The organism is Hymenobacter jejuensis (assembly GCF_006337165.1).
GTDB classification, from domain to species: Bacteria; Bacteroidota; Bacteroidia; order Cytophagales; family Hymenobacteraceae; genus Hymenobacter; species Hymenobacter jejuensis.
On the sequence record NZ_CP040896.1, the window covers coordinates 1,860,130 to 1,880,642 of the forward strand.

At 55.9% G+C, this 20,513-nt stretch carries 18 protein-coding genes; 9 read left to right on the plus strand and 9 right to left on the minus strand.

Annotation, left to right across the window (positions count from 1 at the left end; all coding sequences use genetic code 11):
• Positions 1–49 precede the first annotated feature (49 nt).
• Positions 50–913 carry a peptide chain release factor N(5)-glutamine methyltransferase gene (gene prmC / locus FHG12_RS07540; RefSeq protein ID WP_139515152.1) on the minus strand — a complete coding sequence of 288 codons (864 nt, stop codon included), beginning with the start codon at positions 911–913 and terminating at the stop codon, positions 50–52.
• A 97-nt stretch (positions 914–1,010) separates the two neighbouring features.
• Here prmC and ribD point away from each other — a divergent pair, with 97 nt between their 5' ends.
• Entirely contained in the window at positions 1,011–2,063 is a 1,053-nt protein-coding gene (gene ribD / locus FHG12_RS07545) for a bifunctional diaminohydroxyphosphoribosylaminopyrimidine deaminase/5-amino-6-(5-phosphoribosylamino)uracil reductase RibD (protein ID WP_139515153.1), read from the plus strand.
• Between the two features lie 76 nt (positions 2,064–2,139).
• Positions 2,140–2,625 carry a GAF domain-containing protein gene (locus FHG12_RS07550; protein ID WP_139515154.1) on the plus strand — a complete coding sequence of 162 codons (486 nt, stop codon included), beginning with the start codon at positions 2,140–2,142 and terminating at the stop codon, positions 2,623–2,625.
• A 196-nt stretch (positions 2,626–2,821) separates the two neighbouring features.
• Here FHG12_RS07550 and FHG12_RS07555 read toward each other — a convergent pair whose 3' ends face one another.
• The 4 genes from FHG12_RS07555 to FHG12_RS07570 all read right to left on the minus strand — a co-directional run bounded on the left by FHG12_RS07555 (position 2,822) and on the right by FHG12_RS07570 (position 7,162).
• A complete protein-coding gene (locus FHG12_RS07555) occupies positions 2,822–3,502 on the minus strand; it encodes a phosphatidylserine decarboxylase family protein (RefSeq protein WP_139515155.1) in 681 nt (226 codons plus the stop codon).
• Between the two features lie 223 nt (positions 3,503–3,725).
• On the minus strand, positions 3,726–5,012 hold the full coding sequence (locus FHG12_RS07560) for a Glu/Leu/Phe/Val family dehydrogenase (RefSeq protein ID WP_139515156.1): 1,287 nt from the start codon (positions 5,010–5,012) through the stop codon (positions 3,726–3,728).
• 138 nt (positions 5,013–5,150) lie between these two features.
• A complete protein-coding gene (locus tag FHG12_RS07565; RefSeq protein WP_139515157.1) occupies positions 5,151–6,050 on the minus strand; it encodes a phosphatidate cytidylyltransferase in 900 nt (299 codons plus the stop codon).
• Between the two features lie 62 nt (positions 6,051–6,112).
• Positions 6,113–7,162 carry a CPBP family intramembrane glutamic endopeptidase gene (locus tag FHG12_RS07570; protein WP_139515158.1) on the minus strand — a complete coding sequence of 350 codons (1,050 nt, stop codon included), beginning with the start codon at positions 7,160–7,162 and terminating at the stop codon, positions 6,113–6,115.
• A 135-nt stretch (positions 7,163–7,297) separates the two neighbouring features.
• Here FHG12_RS07570 and dusB point away from each other — a divergent pair, with 135 nt between their 5' ends.
• Together dusB and FHG12_RS07580 are read left to right on the plus strand one after the other, a co-directional pair.
• Complete coding sequence (gene dusB / locus FHG12_RS07575) at positions 7,298–8,233, plus strand: tRNA dihydrouridine synthase DusB (protein WP_394348455.1); 936 nt, start codon at positions 7,298–7,300, stop codon at positions 8,231–8,233.
• A gap of 113 nt (positions 8,234–8,346) precedes the next feature.
• On the plus strand, positions 8,347–9,285 hold the full coding sequence (locus tag FHG12_RS07580; RefSeq protein WP_139515160.1) for a DMT family transporter: 939 nt from the start codon (positions 8,347–8,349) through the stop codon (positions 9,283–9,285).
• Positions 9,286–9,293: 8 nt separating this feature from the next.
• Here the strand turns inward: FHG12_RS07580 and FHG12_RS07585 are convergent, their stop codons facing one another.
• Positions 9,294–10,532 carry an SMP-30/gluconolactonase/LRE family protein gene (locus tag FHG12_RS07585; RefSeq protein ID WP_165699330.1) on the minus strand — a complete coding sequence of 413 codons (1,239 nt, stop codon included), beginning with the start codon at positions 10,530–10,532 and terminating at the stop codon, positions 9,294–9,296.
• 92 nt (positions 10,533–10,624) lie between these two features.
• Positions 10,625–12,382, minus strand: a complete 1,758-nt coding sequence (locus FHG12_RS07590; protein ID WP_139515162.1) for an amino acid permease — start codon at positions 12,380–12,382, stop codon at positions 10,625–10,627.
• A gap of 441 nt (positions 12,383–12,823) precedes the next feature.
• Here FHG12_RS07590 and FHG12_RS07595 point away from each other — a divergent pair, with 441 nt between their 5' ends.
• Positions 12,824–13,285 carry a carboxypeptidase-like regulatory domain-containing protein gene (locus tag FHG12_RS07595; RefSeq protein WP_139515163.1) on the plus strand — a complete coding sequence of 154 codons (462 nt, stop codon included), beginning with the start codon at positions 12,824–12,826 and terminating at the stop codon, positions 13,283–13,285.
• A 130-nt stretch (positions 13,286–13,415) separates the two neighbouring features.
• Entirely contained in the window at positions 13,416–14,522 is a 1,107-nt protein-coding gene (locus FHG12_RS07600) for a lipocalin family protein (protein ID WP_139515164.1), read from the plus strand.
• An 11-nt stretch (positions 14,523–14,533) separates the two neighbouring features.
• Here FHG12_RS07600 and FHG12_RS07605 read toward each other — a convergent pair whose 3' ends face one another.
• Positions 14,534–15,739, minus strand: a complete 1,206-nt coding sequence (locus FHG12_RS07605; RefSeq protein ID WP_165699331.1) for a sensor histidine kinase — start codon at positions 15,737–15,739, stop codon at positions 14,534–14,536.
• A gap of 373 nt (positions 15,740–16,112) precedes the next feature.
• Between FHG12_RS07605 and hemA the strand changes: the two genes are divergently transcribed.
• Positions 16,113–17,387 (plus strand): glutamyl-tRNA reductase, encoded by a 1,275-nt coding sequence (hemA, locus tag FHG12_RS07610; RefSeq protein ID WP_139515165.1) that lies wholly within the window; start codon positions 16,113–16,115, stop codon positions 17,385–17,387.
• A 90-nt stretch (positions 17,388–17,477) separates the two neighbouring features.
• Here the strand turns inward: hemA and FHG12_RS07615 are convergent, their stop codons facing one another.
• Complete coding sequence (locus tag FHG12_RS07615; protein WP_086594744.1) at positions 17,478–17,786, minus strand: ArsR/SmtB family transcription factor; 309 nt, start codon at positions 17,784–17,786, stop codon at positions 17,478–17,480.
• Between the two features lie 249 nt (positions 17,787–18,035).
• Here FHG12_RS07615 and FHG12_RS07620 point away from each other — a divergent pair, with 249 nt between their 5' ends.
• Together FHG12_RS07620 and FHG12_RS07625 are read left to right on the plus strand one after the other, a co-directional pair.
• Complete coding sequence (locus FHG12_RS07620) at positions 18,036–19,265, plus strand: Glu/Leu/Phe/Val dehydrogenase dimerization domain-containing protein (RefSeq protein WP_139515166.1); 1,230 nt, start codon at positions 18,036–18,038, stop codon at positions 19,263–19,265.
• A 92-nt stretch (positions 19,266–19,357) separates the two neighbouring features.
• The gene (locus FHG12_RS07625; RefSeq protein ID WP_165699332.1) at positions 19,358–20,503 is read left to right on the plus strand and encodes a mechanosensitive ion channel family protein; all 1,146 of its coding nucleotides are present in this window, start codon (positions 19,358–19,360) and stop codon (positions 20,501–20,503) included.
• Positions 20,504–20,513: the final 10 nt, after the last annotated feature.

Genomic DNA, 20,513 nt, shown 5'->3' on the forward strand with positions numbered 1-20,513 from the left:
GCAAACAGAAGCCTAAATATAACCGATTGACTATCAATTGCTTATAAAATCAAGGTTTCGTAGCCCGCATCATGCGGTCTTTGCCAAACAAATCGGCCTGCGCCTGCACCTTTGCATACCCCAGATTTGTGAGCAGCGCCGCTAGCGCAGCCGCGTACTGCTCGTTGATTTCGAAGTAGAGCCCGCCGCCGCTCCGTAACAACTGCTGGCTTACGTCGGCAATGCGCCGGTAAAACAGCAACGGATCGTCGTTGGGCACGAATAACGCCGTAGCGGGCTCGTAGTCGAGCACGTTGCTGCGCATAGTTCCGCGCTCGCTTTCTAGCACATACGGCGGGTTGCTGACGACCACATCGAGCGAGCCCGCCGCAATTCCTTTCGGGGTATCCGCCAGAATATCAAGCTGTTGAAATTCAATTTCGCACCGATAGCGCTCGGCATTGCGCCGAGCAACCGCCAAAGCAGCTTCTGAGATGTCAACCGCTACAGCGCGGTGTGGGTGCAGGGCGCGACTCAAAGCCAAGGGAATACAGCCGCTTCCGGTGCCAATATCGAGCAAGGAGAGGCCTCGCGTCTGTTGGTTTTCGTGGATGATGAGCTGCACTAATTCTTCGGTTTCGGGGCGCGGGATGAGCGTGGCGGGCGTTACTTCCAGCTCCATGTCGGCAAAATGCGCCACACCCAGCACGTACTGTACCGGCTCGTGCCGCAGCAAACGCGCTTGAAGCGCCGGCCACTCTTGCAGAACCTCAGGCGGCAAGGGATCGTTGGCTTGCATGCGGCGTTGTAGCGGCGTCAGGTGGAGCAGGTGCTCAATCACCAGCCCGGCGATGGCCTGCGCTTCGGACGCCGGATAAATGGCCTCCAAGGCGGTAGCAAGGTCGAGGGCAGCTTGGCGGATAGTGGCGTTCATAAACGATATGGAATAAGCACGGTGCGCTTGGGTCGTGGCGCTTGCCTAGGCAGATTCGTGCGTACTTTGTTCTTGCAAAACTACCACCCACTTTGCTATGCGCACTTTCGACGAGCTGATGATGCGCCGCGCCCTCGATCTGGCGCGGCTGGGAACTGGCTTCACCCGGCCCAACCCACTAGTGGGCTGCGTCGTGACCCACGAAGGCCGAATCATCGGCGAAGGCTGGCACCAACAATACGGCGGTCCGCACGCGGAAGTCAATGCCTTGGCCGCCGTCCGCGATCAAGCCTTGCTCGCCCAAAGTCGGGTGTACGTCACGCTCGAACCGTGCTCCCACTATGGCAAAACGCCTCCCTGCGCCGATCTGCTCATCGAAAAAGGCGTCCGTGAAGTGGTCGTTTGCAACCTCGACCCTAATCCGCTGGTGGCCGGCCGCGGGCTTCAGAAACTTCGTGATGCCGGCATTCAGGTAGAAACCGGCTTACTGGAGGCTGAAGGGCGCTGGCTCAACCGGCGGTTTTTCACTTTTCAGGAGAAAAACCGGCCTTACATCATTCTAAAATGGGCCGAAACCGCCGATGGCTTTCTGGCGGGGCGTTACTTTCAGCCCATTCACATCAGCGGCGAGCTGGCCCGCATGGTCGTGCACCAGTGGCGCGCCGAGGAGCAGGCCATATTGGTAGGCACCCGCACGGCCCTGCACGACAACCCGCACCTCAACGTGCGCGAGTGGCCCGGCCTCGACCCCACCCGCATCGTCATCGACAAAAACCTCAGCCTACCGCCCAAACACCATCTCTTTGATAGTCAACAACCTACACTAGTATACACCTACCGCCAGCGCGACAGCAAACCCAACCTGGACTTTGTAGTGCTCTCGGAAGCCGACAACCTTTTCCCGCAGGTTTTTGCTGATCTGCGCCAGCGCAACGTGCAGTCGGTGTTGGTAGAAGGTGGCCCAACGGTGCTTAACTCTTTGCTGCGGGCGGGCTTGTGGGATGAAGTACGGGTGTTGCGTAACCCCAAAACACTCGGAGCTGGCATAGCGGCCCCGCATTTTGGGCTGGCCGCCTTGCGCGAGCACTTGCCGCTGGGCGAAGATGAGCTATTCGTTTACCATCGGCCGGCTGCCCAAACAAACGAGTAGTAACTTTGCTTTAGGACCACAGGGTGATTTTCTAGTCGCCTAGCCTGCCCACAACCTTTCCAAACCTCGCCTTCTCATGGCCGAAGAACTTATCCTTGACGCGCAGCTTACCAAAGCCGAAAAATATCGCCAGCTCCTTCCTCAAATTGAAGCTCTGACCACTGGCGAACCCGATTTAGTAGCCAATCTAGCCAACACTATGGGTGCCCTTAAGCAGGCTTTTGGCTTCTTCTGGGTGGGCGCTTACCTGGTGAAGGACAATGAGTTGGTGCTAGGTCCCTTCCAAGGGCCTATTGCCTGTACCCGCATCCGGCACGGCAAAGGTGTGTGCGGCGCGAGCTGGGCACAGGCCAAAACTCTGCTGGTGCCCGACGTCGAACAGTTTCCGGGCCATATCGCCTGTAGCAGCGACTCCAAATCGGAGATTGTTGTGCCGGTACTAAAGGATAATCAAGTAGTTATGGTCTTGGATGTCGACAGCAACCAACTCAACGACTTTGACCAAGACGATCAGCGCTATTTGGAAGAGCTGGCGCAGCTGATGGCGCAGTGGTTTGTCTGAATCACGGATTTCTGCGGCGGATTTGCCGGATTCTGCAGCTTCTGTGAACGCCATGATACTGTTCATAAATAGCTATTTATCAGGAACTTACAAATAAAAAGGCCTCGCTGCAAGTGCAGCGAGGCCTTTTTATTTGTAAGTGGATTGCCTTGTTCACAATGTCTGCGGATTTCGAAGAATCCGCTCAATCCGTAGTTCAGAATAAGCTCGGGGTTTCTGTTTTAAGTTGCGCGATGATGGTTTCGCCGCCTTTTACTTTCTCACCAATCTGAACGCGTATCTCGGTATCGACGGGCACAAAAACATCGACGCGCGAGCCGAACTTGATAAAGCCAAACTCTTCACCCTGAGACACTTCGTCGCCTTCGTTTACGTACCACACGATGCGGCGGGCCATGGCGCCGGCAATCTGCCGGAAGAGCACAAAAGGCCCCGCTTCCGACTGCACAACTACGGTGGTCCGTTCATTTTTGGTACTTGACTTGGGGTGCCAAGCCACCAAGTAATTGCCGGGGTGGTACTTGAAGTAACGTACGATGCCCGAAATCGGGTTGCGGGTGATGTGCACGTTGATGGGCGACATGAAAATGCTGATCTGCTTGCGCACGTCGTCGAAATACTCCGGTTCGTGCACGTCCTCGATCACCACTACTTTGCCATCGGCCGGGGCCACAATGAGGTCTTCGTGGGTGAGCAGGTTGCGAAACGGGCTGCGGAAAAATTGCAGCAGCAACAGGAAAGCAACGGCGGACGCGCCGGCAAAGATCTTGTTGAACGTATCGTTCTGCGCATTCAGACGAAATAGCAACAGGTTCACGGCCAGCAAGGCCAGCAGCGTAAAGAAAAGTATTCGTCGTCCTTCTTTGTGAATCTTCATAAATCGCAGATTGACACCAAGTTAGCTGCTTACGCTACCTTAGGCGTCAGACCAATCAAACAAGCAAGCAGGCGGTTAACGTTACCAACGCTCAGAAAAACAAACTTCAACATCCCGCCCAACGATAGGTCCGGGCCGCTCGGCTCGGACCTATCTGAAGGATAATATTACTACAGAGCGGCTTACAATTGGCACAGCCGCCTGCATTTGATTATAACGTGGCTTAGAAACCGCCGCGGTACTTATAGGTTTGAGCCACTTTATCGATGGCTACCACGTACGCAGCGATGCGCATGGGCACTTTATACTTCTGCGAGGTGGCGTACACTTTCTCGAAAGCATCGGACATAATGCGCTCGGCACGCTCGATGACCATGCCTTCGCTCCATTTGTAGCCGAGGCGGTTTTGCACCCATTCGAAGTAAGAAACCGTCACGCCGCCGGAGTTGGCCAGAATGTCGGGCACCACCATGATGCCTTTCTCATTGATGATGGGGTCGGCCGAGGCTGAAGTTGGGCCGTTGGCGCCTTCCACAATGAGTTTGGCCTTGATGTCGTGGGCGTTGTGCTCCGTGATCACATCTTCCACCGCAGCCGGCACGAGTACGTCCACGTCGGAAATGAGCAGGTCGTCGGGGTTCATTGTTTGGGCACCAGTGAATCCTTCCAGACGACCGTTGTGAACGTTTTTGTAGGCAATGGCCTCGTCGATGTTGATGCCCTCTTCGTTCCAGTAGGCTCCGCTGATGTCGGATACGCCCTTGATTTTCACGCCTTTCTCAGCGAGCAGCTTCGCCGCCCACGAGCCTACGTTGCCGAAGCCCTGTACTACTGCCGAAGACTCTTCGGGTTTCATGCCAAGCTTAGCCATAGCGGCCAGCGCCGATACCATCACGCCCCGGCCCGTAGCCTCGGTGCGGCCCAACGAGCCCCCCATTACCAGCGGCTTGCCGGTCACGACGGCAGGCGAAGTAGCGCCGGTCGTCTTGGAAAATTCGTCCATGAGCCACGCCATTTCGCGGGGGCCGGTGCCCATGTCGGGAGCCGGGATGTCGCGGTCAGGACCGAATACGTCTTTGAGAGCCAGCGTATATCCGCGCGTCATGCGCTCGATTTCGCCGGGGCTCATGGTGGTCGGGTCGCAGATGATGCCACCCTTGGCGCCGCCATACGGAATGTCCACAACGGCGCACTTCCACGTCATCCAGGCCGCCAGGGCCTTTACTTCGTCGAGGTGCACGTGCATGTCGTAGCGAATGCCGCCTTTCGACGGACCCAGAATCGTGTTGTGCACGACGCGGTAGCCTTCGAACACCCGGACCTTACCGTTGTCCATAGTCACGGGTATGTTGACAATGACCTGCTTATCAGGCGCTTTCAGAACGTTATAAGTTTGGTCGTCCAATCCCAAGATTTCGGCCGCGATATTGAAGCGCGACATCATTGATTCGAGGGGATTTTCGCGGTCCACGATTGGGGCCGGCTCTTTGTACACCGTGGTGGCAGCCATGCGGAAAAGGTAAAAATGGGTGGGTGGGTGAAAAGAAGAACTATGGCCCGCGACGGTGGGCATCGGGGCGCTAGGGCAAATTAAGGCGTCAAATGTACTAGGTTTATGGCATACGCTGAATACAGCGAAGGAGGTGCATTAGCTGCCAAATAGCATTTGCAGCAGCGCCAGCACCGGCAGTATAAACAGGAAGGCATCGAAGCGGTCGAGCAGGCCGCCGTGGCCGGGCAGGATGCGGCCGGAGTCTTTCACGTCCACGCTACGCTTGAGCATGGATTCGACCAGATCGCCCAGCACCCCAAACACGGCTACTACGCCCGCCACCACCAAGCGGTGCGTCAGCGGCATATCGGGCAGCAAATAGCCCAGTACCCAACCCATTGCTACTGTGAGAATTGTGCCGCCAATCCACCCTTCCCACGTTTTGCCGGGCGAGATATTTGGGGCGAGTTTGTGCTTGCCGAAGGTTTTGCCGGCAGCATAAGCGCCGATATCCGCCGCCCAGACGAGGAGAAGAAGGGCAAGAATGCGGCGGTAATCGTAACCAGTTGATGTAAAGGCAATTACGTTAAGTAATGCCATTGGCACACTTACATATAACAGCCCGACGATAGTTGAAGCAACATCCGCGAAGGGCTGCTTATGACGAGGCCATAATACCATCTCTCGTAACAACAACACCAGCGGCGATATCAGCAATGAAGCCGCTGACACAATCAGCAAGGTTTGCATAAGCTCTACAGCAGCCGCGGCATTTTGCTCCCCTGTTGATGTATTTATCTTGGCAAATAAGCTGACGGCAGCGAATAGAATTAGGCCTATCGAAACACCCCACCACACGGCCGGGTAGTAGCCCGCCTTCCGCATCATCCGATAGAATTCCAACAGCATCTTGGCCTGCACCAAGGCAAAAAATACAGCAAAGCTCCAGGCGCTGTACCAGATACAGCCGAATAAAATAGCCGCCCCAATTGCCCCAAAAATGACGCGCTGCGCCAGATTGGACATGGGTTTCTTTTCAGCGGGCGGCTCAGTCACAGAATTAGGGGAGGCGGAAGAAGTGGGCAAAGCCTTTGTATAATATATTGATAATCAATTATTTACAAACCCGCAGTTTCGCGGCTTGTATCGATTCCTTTGCTGTTGATCGTCCGGCCGCGGGCCCCCGCCACCTCCAGATCGATGGCGGCTACTCCTTTGCTGCTGAGCGTGTGCATTTCGGTGGGCGGCGCAATAGGGACGGCAAACCTCCGCTGCAACACAATTATCAGGCCGGCCGTGAGCCCCAGCGACACCAGCATGTAAGGCCACGGCATGGCCTCGGTAGAGTCGGGGTCGAGGGTAGTAGTCCAGTTGTGTTGCTGATAATACAGCATGATTAGCTGCAAGGCGTTTTGGGCAAAATGCGCGGCCATTGGCACCAAAATATTGCCGCTCCAGGCATACAAATAGCCCAGTAGCACGCCCAGCACCACCCGCGGCACAAACCCAAAAAACTGCATGTGCACGGCGCTAAAAATGATTGCCGACAGCCACACGCCCCAGTGCATAGAGCCCGTAAAACGTATGATCTGACGCTGCACAATGCCGCGGAAGGTCAGCTCTTCGGCAATGGCCGGAATCACGGCCACCACGAGCATCGCCACCCAGAAACGGGTGGCTGTGGTGAACTGTGTCAAGAAGGTAGTAAGCCCTTGCGCCTGGTCTTCCGAAGCACGTGCCTTTTGTTCTAGCCACTGAAATGTAGTGGGCAGATGCACGCCCGCATTCCAAGCCACCAGCGCCGACAAAGCCGGTATGCTCACCAGAATGAGCGCCATGGCAGCCAATAACCACCAAAACGGGGCCGGTCGGCGCGGCGCGAAGTACGGCACCGGCGCCTGCCTATTGACCAAGGCGACTCCTACAGCACCGCCCCCAAAACCCAGCAGCAACGATAGCCCTTGCATCAGCATCAGCACCGACCAGCCGTAAGAATAATGCGACGGATTTGAGAGCACCACCGGCAACGTGCTGAACGACACGCCATAAGCGGCACCTGATATCGCTAAGGCGACAAACATGCCCACACTCATGCCCGCTGCGATCAGTCCGACGAGCAGCAACAGGTTGAGCAACGGGTGCATTCGGTCGGTGGTGAAACCTTTCATCGGGGGGGGGTGGTTACGACAAGTTATACGACAACCTAGAAGTGTCGTAAATTTGCGCAAATTCCTGTAACCGTCTTCCCTGTGGTACACATCCGCGATCTTGCCCTGCCCGATTTTCCGCTTTTGCTCGCCCCCATGGAGGACGTGTCGGACCCACCGTTTCGGGCCGTGTGCAAAGCCAACGGCGCCGACCTGATGTACACCGAGTTTATTTCTTCAGAAGGCCTGATTCGTGACGCGGCCAAGAGCAAAAAGAAGCTCGACGTATTCGATTACGAGCGCCCCATCGGCATCCAACTATTTGGTTCTGACGTCGATACGATGGGCGAATGCGCCCGCATCAGTACTGCCGCCGGTCCCGACCTGATCGACATCAACTACGGCTGCCCGGTAAAGCAAGTCGCTTGCCGAGGCGCCGGTGCCGCCTTGCTGCGCGACGTTCCGAAAATGGTTGAGATGACGTCGGCCGTGGTAAAGGCCACGCATTTGCCCGTGACGGTAAAAACGCGCCTCGGCTGGGACGAAAGTACGCTCAACGTTACGGAAGTCGCTGAGCGATTACAAGATATTGGCATTGAAGCACTTACCGTACACGGCCGCACCCGCGTGCAGATGTACAAAGGCGACGCCGATTGGCGCCTGATTGCCAAGATCAAGGAAAATCCGCGCATCAAGATTCCCATCTTCGGCAACGGCGACATCGACTCGCCACAGAAGGCCTTGGAATATAAAAACCGCTACGGCGTCGATGGGGTCATGATCGGGCGTGCCAGCATCGGCTACCCCTGGATTTTCCGCGAGATCAAGCACTACGTTGCCACCGGCGAATTGCTCGCCCCGCCCACGGTGGAAGAGCGCGTAGCCATGTGCCGCATGCACTTCGAAAAGAGCATCGAGTGGAAAGGTGCCCGCGTAGGCATCTTTGAAATGCGTCGTCATTACGCGCAGTATTTCAGAGGGTTAGAAGGCGCGAAGCAGTGGCGGATGCGCCTCGTCGAAACCGATTCGGTAGACGAAGTGCAGGCCATTCTGGAAGAAATCGCTGCCGCTGAGCCGATGATGGTTGGGTAGGCGTTGCTCGCCTCACACTATCGCTCCTACACAAGCTCAACCATCAAACCGTCTGGGAGCCTACGCTCCGGCTCCCAGACAGTTATCAAATTACTTCTTCAGCTTTCCCCTCAATGCCCTCCACCACTACTGCGCCTGCGTCGCCCACAGTGACTACGCCCCACGGCGCGCCACTCACGGCTTGGATACTGCTGATTATTCTGGCTTGCATCTGGGGTACTTCTTTCATTCTGATGAAGAAGGGCTTGGAGGTGTTTTCGCCGTTGGAACTGGGTGCAACGCGAGTGAGCGTGGCGGCACTGCTTCTGCTGCCGTTTGCGCTACGTCATGTTCGCCGCGTCGAGCGCAGCCGATTTAAGTACTTGTTGCTCAGTGGCGTAGTCGGTACGTTTATTCCGGCTTTCCTTTTCGCATATGCCGAAACCAAGCTCGCGTCGGGCCTGGCCGGCGTGCTCAACGCCCTGACGGTGGTGTTCACGTTGCTGATGGGCGCCCTGTTTTTCGGGCAGCGCATCACGCCTTTGCGGGCCTTAGGCATTGGAGCGGGACTGCTGGGTACGGTTGTGTTGATGGGGCTGGGCGGTAGCGGTGGCGAGGCCACGCCAACGGGCGTTGGCAATGCGTGGTATGGCCTCTACATCGTGCTGGCAACGCTGGGTTATGGCCTGAGCGTCAACGTGATTAAGCACCATTTTCAGGGCATGACCTCAATCGCCGTGACGAGTTTGCTGCTCATGCTTATCGGCGGGCCGGCCTTGATTTACCTACTGGGCTTCACCGATTTTGTGCACAAACTGGCGACCGTTGCGGGCGCGTGGCAGGCTTTCGGCTACATCGCGCTGCTAGCTACCATGAGTACGGCCGTAGCGATGGTGCTGTTTAACAAGCTTATCCGCGAATCGACGGCCCTGTTTGCCAGTTCCAATACGTACTTGGTGCCCATTGTGGCGCTGGGCTGGGGCCTGCTCGACGGCGAAACCATCAACCTCATGCATTGCTTGGGCATGGTCATTATTCTGGCGGGCGTTTTTATCATCAACCGCGCCAAATAGCCTCGCTATCAAGGCTTTGCCGGCAACGTCAGGCGCAGAATAGTTGGGTTAAGTAATTCGGTGCTGCGGCGCAGTTTTCCGCGCTCGTCAATGGCTCGCAATTGGCTGTTGGCAATGTACCAGAACTCGTTGCCGTAGAGCGTGCCGGTGGTCGGAATGCGGTATTCAGGGCGGTTGGCTTCCAGCACTTGCTGAGTTTGCACAGTATCGCCGTTGGGGCTGAGCAGAAACTGCACGACCCGCTCTGGATTTTGGTTCTGAATGGCGATCAGCGAGTTACCGTACGTATAAAGGCCATCGACGCCTCCCGTCGAAAGTCCCTCGGGCGTCCAGAGGGCCTTTATGGCACCGGTGGCTACGTCGATGGCTGTAATTCCCCGAAAATCAGCCACATACACGCGCTTATTATCCGCCGACAGGCTGATGCCGTTGGGGTACACGAGGGTTTCGGCGGGTAACCACGGCTCTAGCACTTTGCCACGCTTTTTGAGACGGTACACCGTACCGGCGCGGCTGTCAGTGACGTATACTTCGCCCTTTGGTCCGATGGCTAAGTCATTGAACAAATGACCATTGCGGTTCTTTTCTGGCTCGTAACGCCGCACAAGCCGGCCGTTGCGGAGCTTGTATTGGTAGAGAGCCGTACGGCCTTGCTCGGCGGGGGCGGCTTCTGGCCCGGCCAGCGAGCACACCCACAGGCGTTTGCGACGACTATCGACTTTCATGCCCAGCGTACCGCCCAAACCATCCTGTGCATCAGTGGTGAAGTCGTGCGCTTGGCCGCTTTTGTCGATGCGCACCACTTTGTGCCGGTAGATGCTGCTGAGGTAAAAGTCGCCCCGGCGCGGATCGTACGCCAAGCCTTCCGGAATCAGGTCGGGCTGTGGCACCGTGAACGCTACGGTGCTATTGCCGACTACGGCACGGTTGCCGGCAAATTGCTGTATCAGAGCCGGATACGCCGGGCTTGCGTGCAGACTGGCAAAGTCGGCGTCCTGGGCCAGCGGATAGCTGACGCCCTGCTGTACCAGCTTCAGAAGCGTTGTGCGGGCCGCGGCTGTGTCGCCTAGCAGGGCATAAGCACCGGCCAGTTTGTAGAGTAAAAAGGGCTGCGTGCCGTTGTCGCCTAGCATTTGGCGTAGCCCATCGCGGTAGCGCACAAAGTCGCCGGTGTCGCGGGCCTGCATGGTGGCTTGATAAAACGCCTGCGGATCTTGCTGCGCGTGGGCGGCACGTGTGGTCAACAAGAGAAAAGGCAATATGCCACAGAGGAAAACACGACTGTTTAGCATATCACCTAACCTCCTGATTTACTATATATTACAAAGCAGCACTCACGCTATACAACGGCGCTGGCCGGCTCCTGATTCAGCTTGCTATTCTTGATGCCGTAGCTGAAATACAAGGCCAGACCGATGATGAGCCAGCCGCCAAACAGCATCCAGTTGCTGATGCCTAGCTGCGTCATCAGATACAGGTTGGTGAGCAGGCCCAGCACCGGTAATAACGACAAACGGCGCAGGTAAGATATTACCGACAGGCCCACGCAGAACAGCAAAAATACCGTCATCGGGATTTCGTGCCGGAACTGATCGTAACCGCCTTCGCCGGCCATGGTGCGCCAGAACTCATTGACAGCGTTGCGGTTATACGAGAAAACCAAGCCCCCAATTACGATCAGAATCAGGGCGACCAGAAACTGGCCATTGACGTACGGCACTTTGAAACGGGCATTGGAAGTGCCGCGCGGATCGATGATGAGGATGCCGCCGCACACCAACGCAAAAGCGAACAACGTACCGATGCTGGTCAGGTCGATGACCAGGTCCATGTTGAGCAGCAAGGCTGGAATGCCCACGAACAAACCGGTAACAATGGTGCTGAACGAAGGCGTGTGAAAACGCGGATGCACCCGCGCAAACACCTTGGGCAGTAAGCCGTCGCGGCTCATAGTCAGCCAGATACGCGGTTGGCCGATCTGGAACACCAGCAGCACGGAGGTCATGGCAAACACGGCGCTCACGGCCACCACGCCCGCCAGCCAATCGACACCAACCTTCTTGAACACAAACGACAACGGATCGCCGACGCCCAGCTCGGTGTAACTCACCATGCCCGTAAGCACCAGAGTAATAATCACATACAGAACGGTGCAGATTACGAGTGCATATATCATGGCGCGGGGCAAGTCACGCTGTGGGTTTTTGCATTCTTCGGCCGTGGTGCTGATGGCGTCGAAGCCGATATAAGCGAAGAATACCGCCGACACGCCTTTCAATACGCCCCCGATGCCGTTGGGCGCAAAGGGCGTCCAGTTGGCCGTTTTGACGTAAAAAACGCCCACGCCAATTACAACGGCCACTACAGTTAACTTCAACAACACCAGCAAGTTGGACGCTGTCTTCGATTCTTTGATCCCGATGTACACCAGCGCTGTCACCAAAACGGTAATGCAAAACGCAGGCAGATCGCAAACCAGACGCGCATCGCCGAACAGCACAGGTGCCGTATTCCAAACCTTATAGGCTTCGAGTTGGGCTGGCGTGGCACTGGTGAGCGGTTTGCCACCCATCATCAGGTCCAGCACGGCGTGGTAGCCAGCATAGGCGCTTTGGGTGCCCATGGTCAGGTAGGTCGGAATGTGCACCCCGATGCCGTCCATGAGGCCCGTGAAATAATCGGACCACGAAATGGCCACCACGATGTTGCCAACGGCATATTCCATGATCAGGGCCCAACCAATAATCCAGGCCGCCAGCTCCCCAAACGATGCATAGGCATAGGTATAGGCCGAGCCGCTAACCGGAATGGTAGCGGCAAACTGCGCGTAACACAGCGCCGAAAAGGCGCAGGCTACCGCCGTAAATACAAACAGCAGCGACACGGCCGGCCCCCCGTCGTGTGAGGCGTTGCCGATGGTACTGAAGATGCCGGCCCCGATTACGGCGGCGATGCCTAAGGCCGTCAGGTCGCGGACGGTGAGGTGCCGCTCCAGACCGTGTTCGCCGGGGTGCGAGCCGTGTAGGTCTTCGTCGGCCGGCGGATTTTGGAGAAGGGCAGAAAGGCTTTTGCGGCGAAATAAAGCGGAAGGGCGCATTTCAGGTAGTGAGAGAGCAGAAGTTTAAGGGGCAAAAGATACAGAATAATGCAGCGAGGCTGCTTTTCTTAAAAAATCTCTGCGTCCCGTATGGAATCCCGAAACGGCTGGCATCTACCGAGTAGGTTTCGCTCTTGCCTTAATCCTATGCCGCGCCTCGTCACTTTATCCGTTCCGCAGCCCTGCCACGAAAGTTGGCACCAGATGACACCCGTACAGCAAGGGCGTCATTGTGCGGCATGCCAAAAGACTGTTATTGATTTTACGCAATTATCTGATTATGAAATAATTAACCTTATAAGCCAAAGTAGCGGTGCGCTCTGTGGACGCTTCACCGACCGACAACTAAACCGCCCTTTGCAGTAACCTGTTACTGTGCCGTCGACGCGCTGGCAGACGTGGTTAGCCGCCGCGGCAGTAACCTGGGGATTGCGAGAAATAATGCCTGCCGCTGTGCACGCGCAAGCGCCAGTAGAGCAGCGCGTTCCGGCAACCAAAACTGACTCGAACTTAGTACCGCTGCTTACTGAAGAGCCAATCGTGCTTCGGGGACGCGTCATCGACCAGCAGGAAAACCAGCCGTTGCCCGGCGTCACAGTTCTGCTGAAAGGCACGCAAATCGGCGTTGCTTCCGGCGCCGATGGCACGTTCGAGCTGGCTATTCCTCAAGAGATGAGGCTGGCACAGGGAGATGATTTGGTAGTAGTGATCTCGAGCGTCGGCTACGAAAGGAAGGAGATCCCGGTTAAGGATTTTTCCAGTGGCACCTTATTATTCGCACTCGATAGCAGAGCTTTAACCGGTTTGACTGTGGTTACTGTAGGCAGCTTGATCGTGTACAAACCCTGGCCTTGGCATCCGCGGGCACTTTGGAATCGCATCCGCTATGCGTTTAGCCGTTGAAGAAATCTTGCCCCTAAACTTGGCTTGAGTATGCTACTACAGAAGGTCGCGCCATGCCTGTTACTGTTCTTAAGTAGCTAGATCACAATAGCCTCAAACCTTTTGCCCCCGAAATGCCTTTTGTCGGGGTATGAAGAATTTGCTGCTCTTTGCCCTTACGCTTTTCTTGGCCACCGCTTGTGCCCTTAAGCCTACCAACAAGTTTGATGTTTTTACGGAGTTGGCGCAGTTACCGAAGGAAGAAGCGCCGCACCTGCGTAACTCCTTGGAATGGTGGTACTTCACAGGACACCTAAAGGATAAAGAATCGGGCAAACTCTACGGGGTAGAGTATGTGTTTTTCCACTTCAACCCCAACGGCAAGCAGGATTGGCAGATGGTAAACTTTGCCCTCACCGATCCGCAAACCCAGCAGTTTCGCTACGACTACAAAGTCAGCAAGCTGCCGGGCGTGCTTCCGGCTACCTTGCCCATCGACCTGAGCATCCAAAAGCAGGCACAAGACTGGCAGCTCACGGGGCAAGAAGGCACGTATCATTTGCAGGCGCGCATGGCCGCCCACGCCGGCTCGGCTATTGATTTACAGACCAAGCCGGCCAAGCCCATTTTGCTGCACGCGGGCACGGGCTTCGAAAACTACGGTGGCCTTGCCAAAGCTGGCTACTACAGCTATCCGCGCCTTGCCACTACGGGCACCCTGGAGATAGACGGCAAAGTCCGCCACGTGGAAGGCGAGCTGTGGTATGACCGCCAATGGAACTGTAACTCCGTGATGGCTAAGGATACCGGCTGGGATTGGTTTTCCATCCAACTCGACGAGCCCCGCTCCGATTTGATGCTTTATACGCTTTACAACCGCGCCACGGGCCAAAGCATCGGCGGCGGTTCGCACAACTCGGCCCGCTCCGAGAATACGCACCTGAGCCAAGAGGATTTTCAACTCGAAACGCTCGCTTACTGGACGAGCCCGCACTCCAAGCAACGCTACCCGGCCAAGTGGCGCGTCCGCGTCCCGAAGCAAGGCTACGAGCTGACCATCGAGCCGCTCGTACCCGACCAAGAGCTGGGAATCAAGCTGTTGCCGGGCATCAAGATGCATTACTGGGAGGGCATGTGCCGCGTCACGGGCACCCACAACGGCAAACCCGTAACCGGCACAAGCTATGTGGAGATCACCAACCGCAAGGAGAGCAAGCAACAGCAAAAAGCGGTAGAGGCCATTACCACCCTACAGTAACATATTGCTAATCATGAGTTTAGCAAAATACGGAAAGTAGTCCCTTTGCCTACCTCCGACCACTTCACGAAGAGGCGGCCTTGGTGGTAGTTCTCAATAATACGTTTGGCCAACGCTAGCCCCAGGCCCCAGCCGCGCTTTTTGGTGGTGTAACCCGGCTGGAATACGCTTTCCAGCTTGCTCTTCGGAATGCCCTTGCCCGTATCGGTGATGTCGATGGCAATCTGGGTTTTGTTGCGGACCGGCCGGCGCAGGTGCAGCGTAATACTGCCCTTGCCATCCATGGCGTCGATGGCGTTTTTGCAGATGTTTTCCACCACCCAATCGAAGAGCGGAATGTTGACTTTGGCCGGCGTGTCGGTGGGCAGATCAGTCTTGATTTCGATGGTCACTTTCTTCGAAACGCGGCTTTGCAGGTAGGCAATGGCATTTTTGGTGACCTGCAGAATGTTCTCGTCCTTGAGTACCGGCACCGAACCGATGTTGGAAAAGCGCTCCGTGATGATTTCGAGTCGCTTTACGTCCTTGCCTAGCTCCTCGATAATCGGCTCATCCTTAAAGCGTTCTGTTTCTTTCAAGTACGAATGCCACGCCATCAGGCTGGACAGCGGCGTGCCAAGCTGGTGAGCCGTTTCCTTGGCCAGACCCACCCACACCCGGTTTTGCTCGGCCCGGCGCGAGTAGCTGAACGCGAAATACGCGATCACGCCCAGGCAGGCAATAATAGCCAGTTGTACCAGCGGATAAAACCGCAACTGCGTGAGCAACAACGAGTCTTTATAGTAGATGTAGGTACGTAGCCCCGCTCCCAACTCCACCACAATGGGCGGGTGCTGGCTTTTCATCTCCTCGATTTCGCCGCGCAAAAACCTGATGGTCTCCTTTTCCGACAGGCCCGGCGGAATGTTCACATTCTCAGCCCCTTGGATATCGCCTTCGCTGCCCGTCAGGATAACGGGAATGGTGGTGTTAGCCGAGATGATCTCGTCGTAGATAAAGCGGATGTCCGACTCCTGCTCCGTGTTGATGAGGTAGCGCTGGGCCTTGGCATACAGATCGATAGCGTGTTTTTCGCGCTCTGAAAGGCGCTGCACCAGAATGTTGGTGTACACGACCGTAGCCGCCGCAATGAGGCACGCCCCGACAATAATCAGCAGCTTGATGCGGGATTTCTGGTCGTGAACCGGGATGAAAGACGGGATACTCGGTGAAATCATGAACGGGATGCCAGCAGAACAGAACGGCAGCGGTTGCCTCAACGACGAAGGTAGTCACTTGGGTTCAACGCAGACGCGGGAGCCGCCCAGTAAGAAAGCCGCACACTGCACATCCGGGCCGGGTCTTTCTTTCGTAAGCACGACAGAGATGGTTTTTCCGTGTCGAAAGCACCGACATGCGCCTATATAGCAAGAGTTTAAATGATGATTTTTGTCAGATCTCGACTCTCCTGAACGCCCTTTCAGCGCGTAAAAGGGCATTCTCAGCGAGAATAAAATGCCGGCGAACCTCTAGTGGGTAACGGCTGTTTTTACCCTACCGATTTGTGCTGTAATTTTGCACTCTACAATCTGAATTCGTCGTAGCCCTGCTATGCTTCATCCCTTCAAGGCCGTCAGCCTCTCCTTCAAGAAAGCCCCGCTCGAAATCCGGGAGCTTATCGCTTTGGATGAGGCCGCCTGTCGCCGCTTCCTACACACCCTGCACCACGATCTGGGTCTTTCGGACCTGCTCGTGCTAAGTACCTGCAACCGGACGGAAGTATACTACGCCGCCGACCGTGACCAGAGCCCCGCAATTATTGAGGCGCTGGGCCAGTTGAAAGGCCTAGCTGACATCAGTGCGCATTACGCCTATTTCGACATCCTCGACACGTACCAAGAGTCCGTTCAGCACCTGTTTGAGGTAGCGATGGGCCTCGACGCGCAAGTCGTTGGCGATCTGCAGATTAGCAATCAGGTGAAGATGGCCTACCAGTGGTCGGCGGATGCTGATGCGGCGGGCCCGTTTCTGCACCGCATCATGCACACGGTGTTCTTCACCAACAAGCGCGTGCAGCAGGAAACCTCGTTCCGAGATGGAGCCGCTTCTACTGCCTACGCCGCCTTGGAGTTGGTAGAAGAGCTTACGACCGATGTAGCCAACCCGCGCGTACTGGTAGTAGGCTTGGGCGAAATTGGGGCTGATGTTTGCCGCCACCTCGGCGACAGCAAGTCCTTCTCAAACGTCACCATCTGCAACCGCACCCGCGCTAAAGCCGAAGCGCTGGCCGAAGAATGCGGCGTACAAGTACTTGATTTTGAGGATCTTGTACAAGGCATGAAAGAAGCTGATGTGGTCATTACTTCCATTGCCAGCGACACGCCTTTCTTTACCCGCGAAATGGTTGAGCACCTTGACGTGCTGAGCTACAAGTTTTTCATCGACTTGTCGGTGCCGCGCAGCATCGAAAGCGACGTAGAAGCCGTGCCGGGCGTACTCGTCTACAACATCGACGCCATTCAGAGCCGCGCTAGCGAAGCCTTGGAGCGTCGCCTGGCCGCCGTGCCGCACGTGCGCGCTATTATTGCCGAAAGCATCATAGGCTTGGCCGACTGGACCAAGGAGATGATGGTGTCGCCCACGATTCAAAAGCTCAAAAATGCGCTGGAAAGCATCCGTCAAGAAGAGATGGACCGCTTCCAGAAGAAAATGTCGCCGGAAGAAGCCAAGCGCATGGACGAAGTAACGAAGTCCCTGATGCAGAAAGTATTGAAGCAGCCCGTGTTGCAGCTCAAAGCGGCTTGCAAACGCGGTGAAGCCGATCAGCTCATTGACTTGCTCACCGATTTGTTTGATCTGGAGCGCCAAGCTGAGTCAGCGCACTAAGGGCGAGCGAAAAGGCTTAAAAACGCAAAAGGACCGTCGGTTGGCGGTCCTTTTTTCGTTCAGCAGGTGTGTGTTTTAAATGCAGCTGTACTACAGCGTGTCGCAGCAGTCTTCGAGTGAGTCGATCACATCGAGCAGCTTGGGGATGGAGAGCGAATAATAGATTTTGGTGCCCACCTTGAACGACGACAGAATGCCGCGGTCTTTCAGGGTAATGAGGTGCTGGGAAGCAATGGCCTGAGGCAAATCTAGCGAACGATAGATCTCCGTTACGGTCATTTTGTCTTCTTTGCCCAACAAGTCTACAATAGCAAGGCGCTTGGGATGAGCGAGCACCTTGAGCATTGCGGCAGCCTTATCTACTTTCTTGGATTCTACGCGCGAAAGCAAAGGTTTCATACAGAAGTGCAACAGTGAAAAAAAAGCTGGTATGGGAGGGATATCGTTAATACGATATTTAGCTCCTGCAAAGTTCCTATCGAACGCAAACGCTTACGAAAAGATTTGACTTTAGGGGGAGAAGTTGTATGATATTATGTCCTTTTTATCTAAGGAAAATCCCATACCTACGCCGAAAATCCTGCGCATCGGGCATTGTGCGTACCTTTAGCACAAATTCTGATGCACTCCCCCACCCACCCAATTAGTATGAAAAACCTGCTGGCAAAATTTGAAAATAAACGTCCGGAAATCGTCTTCGAATGGAAAGACGCTGAAACTGAGGCAGAAGGATGGGTAGTCATTAACTCTCTGCGCGGCGGGGCAGCCGGCGGCGGTACGCGCATGCGCAAAGGCCTCGACAAGCGCGAAGTAGAAAGCCTAGCCAAAACCATGGAGGTAAAATTCACCGTTTCAGGGCCGGCAATCGGGGGCGCCAAGTCGGGCATTAACTTCGACCCGCTAGACCCGCGCAAACGCGGCGTGCTCGAGCGCTGGTATCGGGCCGTTATTCCGCTGCTCAAAAGCTATTACGGCACCGGCGGCGACCTGAACGTGGACGAAATTCACGACGTAATCCCGATTACTGAAGACTACGGCCTGTGGCACCCGCAGGAAGGCATCGTGAACGGGCACTACCGCGCCACCGAGCCCCAAAAGATTCAGAAGCTGGGGCAATTGCGCCAAGGCGTGGTGAAAGTGATTGAAGACGCACAGTTTACGCCTGACCTGAGCCGCAAATACACAGTCGCGGACCTCATTACGGGCTACGGCGTGGCCGAAGCCGTGCGACATTACTACGAGCTGTGGGGCAGCGGCGATGTGCGCGGCAAGCGGGCCATTATTCAGGGGTGGGGCAATGTGGGCGCGGCCGCTGCTTACTACTTGGCCTTGCAGGGCGCCCGCATCACGGGCATCATCGACCGGGCCGGCGGGCTGCTGAAGCCGGATGGCTTTTCGCTCGACGAGATCCGGGAGCTGTTTCTGAGCCGCAATGGCAATAACTTGACTAGCAATGAGTTGCTTTCATTTTCAGAAATCGACCAACGCATTTGGTCTTCCGGCGCGGAGATTTTTATTCCGGCGGCCGCTTCTCGCCTCGTCACACGCGATCAGATTGAGCAGCTGCTCAGCGGTGGCTTGGAAGTCATTTCGTGCGGCGCCAACGTCCCCTTTGCCGACCCCGAAATCTTCTTCGGCCCCACGGGCGAATACGCCGACCAACACACCACCGTCATTCCCGATTTTATCGCCAACTGCGGCATGGCCCGCGTGTTTGCGTATCTGATGGAAACCAACGCCGAAATCACCGACAAAGCCATTTTCGGCGACACCTCCCGAATCATCCGGCGCGCCTTAGAACGTACTCGCCAACAGGGCAATAGCCGCACCGGCGTTGCCCAAAAATCGTTTGAGATGGCCCTACGCGAACTGGTGTAGGGACCTTTACGGGCAACATGTTTGCGCGTGCGCGGTACTGTATAATCCCTGCTAACTACACAACGATGGGCGCACAACGCGCTCTTACCGCTATGAATTTCAACGACATCCTGCACCAACGTTTTTTGGGGAATGACGTGCAAGCGTATTTGTTGTGCGCCGTTATTCTGCTGTTGGGTTACGGCTTCAAGAATCTGGTTTCGCGCCTGCTGACCAAGCTGCTGTTTCGCTTTGTAAGCCAGAAGTCGGAGGGCGTGAACGTTGCCGAGTTCAGCGCCTTGCTGATGCAGCCCATTGCTGTAGTTATCTTCTTGATAACCATCTACTTCGCTTTTAACATTTTGGATTACCCCGTGCGACCTTCCGAGCTGTCGCACAACGAGCCGTGGCCGAAGCTGCTGGCATTTCGGGTCTACCAGCTTGGTTTTATCACGGGCGTAGCCTGGATTGTATTGCGCCTGATCGACTTTGCGGTACTTGTGTTTCGGCGCCGGGCCGAGCTTTCGCCTTCGCGCCTCAACGACCAGCTCGTGCCGTTTGCCAAAGACTTGCTGAAGGTGTTGGTGCTGGCAATGGCTTTTCTGGTGATTTTGGGACAGGTATTTAGCGTCAACGTTACGGCCCTGATCGGTGGATTGGGCATCGGCGGTTTGGCCGTCGCGTTTGCCGCTAAGGAAAGTCTAGAAAACCTGATCGCTTCGTTCACCATCTTCCTAGATCAGCCGTTTGCCGTCGGCGACCTCGTCACGGTCGGCGGGGTGACGGGCACCGTGGAAAAAGTAGGCTTTCGGAGCACACGCCTGCGCACGGCGGAAAAAAGCTACGTCACGGTACCCAATAAGTCCATGATTGACAAGCCCTTAGACAACCTTTCGCTGCGCACGTCGCGGCGCGTCAGCTTTACGCTAGCCCTGAGTCACTTCACGACCAGCGACCAGCTCCGTCGCATCGTGGCCGATGCCCAGCGGGTCATCCGCGAACATCCGCTCACCACCGACGAAGTCCAGATCAAGTTTGCCGCCCTCACTCCCACGGCCAAAGAAGTGACGGTGCAGTATTTCGTCGAAACCAACAGCTACGACGAATATCTCGACGTCAAAGAAGAACTCAACTACCGCCTGGTAGAGCTCGTGGAGCAGCACGGCGGCAGCTTTACCAACACGGCGACCACCGTAGTGCAGCTAACCGAACCGGATCGTTTGCGCGGCTTGCAGTCGCCGGCACAGCCGCTGATTTAGTTTCTACCGG

Bases quoted from the DNA above. Each gene is read 5' to 3' on its own strand.
- FHG12_RS07605 (WP_165699331.1), bottom strand. From the start codon at position 15,739: ATGATTTCACCGAGTATCCCGTCTTTCATCCCGGTTCACGACCAGAAA.
- FHG12_RS07580 (WP_139515160.1), top strand. From the start codon at position 8,347: ATGCCCTCCACCACTACTGCGCCTGCGTCGCCCACAGTGACTACGCCC.
- hemA (WP_139515165.1), top strand. From the start codon at position 16,113: ATGCTTCATCCCTTCAAGGCCGTCAGCCTCTCCTTCAAGAAAGCCCCG.
- dusB (WP_394348455.1), top strand. From the start codon at position 7,298: ATGGAGGACGTGTCGGACCCACCGTTTCGGGCCGTGTGCAAAGCCAAC.
- FHG12_RS07560 (WP_139515156.1), bottom strand. From the start codon at position 5,012: ATGGCTGCCACCACGGTGTACAAAGAGCCGGCCCCAATCGTGGACCGC.
- FHG12_RS07555 (WP_139515155.1), bottom strand. From the start codon at position 3,502: ATGAAGATTCACAAAGAAGGACGACGAATACTTTTCTTTACGCTGCTG.
- FHG12_RS07625 (WP_165699332.1), top strand. From the start codon at position 19,358: ATGAATTTCAACGACATCCTGCACCAACGTTTTTTGGGGAATGACGTG.
- FHG12_RS07620 (WP_139515166.1), top strand. From the start codon at position 18,036: ATGAAAAACCTGCTGGCAAAATTTGAAAATAAACGTCCGGAAATCGTC.
- FHG12_RS07570 (WP_139515158.1), bottom strand. From the start codon at position 7,162: ATGAAAGGTTTCACCACCGACCGAATGCACCCGTTGCTCAACCTGTTG.
- FHG12_RS07600 (WP_139515164.1), top strand. From the start codon at position 13,416: ATGAAGAATTTGCTGCTCTTTGCCCTTACGCTTTTCTTGGCCACCGCT.
- FHG12_RS07595 (WP_139515163.1), top strand. From the start codon at position 12,824: ATGCCTGCCGCTGTGCACGCGCAAGCGCCAGTAGAGCAGCGCGTTCCG.
- FHG12_RS07615 (WP_086594744.1), bottom strand. From the start codon at position 17,786: ATGAAACCTTTGCTTTCGCGCGTAGAATCCAAGAAAGTAGATAAGGCT.
- ribD (WP_139515153.1), top strand. From the start codon at position 1,011: ATGCGCACTTTCGACGAGCTGATGATGCGCCGCGCCCTCGATCTGGCG.
- FHG12_RS07550 (WP_139515154.1), top strand. From the start codon at position 2,140: ATGGCCGAAGAACTTATCCTTGACGCGCAGCTTACCAAAGCCGAAAAA.
- FHG12_RS07590 (WP_139515162.1), bottom strand. From the start codon at position 12,382: ATGCGCCCTTCCGCTTTATTTCGCCGCAAAAGCCTTTCTGCCCTTCTC.
- prmC (WP_139515152.1), bottom strand. From the start codon at position 913: ATGAACGCCACTATCCGCCAAGCTGCCCTCGACCTTGCTACCGCCTTG.